Annotated in this window: 1 rRNA gene; it reads left to right on the top strand. The window is 45.0% G+C overall.

The features are described 5' to 3' along the window. Window positions 1-152: 152 nt before the first annotated feature. Window positions 153-269 (top strand): 16S ribosomal RNA (locus HMPREF2937_RS13090); the annotation flags it as partial.

Genomic DNA, 269 nt, shown 5'->3' with positions numbered 1-269 from the left:
GGGGTCGCAGGTTCGAATCCTGTCTTCCCGATGTGAATTCTCGAAATTCACAAAGACCTTTGAAAACTGAACAATACGAACCAAACGTGCGGGTTACGGAAGTAACCTGTCAAAAAAACGATAAATCTGTCAGTGACAGAATGAGAACAAGATTAAATGAGAGTTTGATCCTGGCTCAGGACGAACGCTGGCGGCGTGCCTAATACATGCAAGTAGAACGCTGAAGACTTTAGCTTGCTAAAGTTGGAAGAGTTGCGAACGGGTGAGTA

This window comes from Staphylococcus sp. HMSC061G12, from assembly GCF_001838465.1.
Taxonomy (GTDB): domain Bacteria; phylum Bacillota; class Bacilli; order Staphylococcales; family Staphylococcaceae; genus Staphylococcus; species Staphylococcus simulans.
This window is presented reverse-complemented; position numbering and strand designations above follow the sequence as displayed.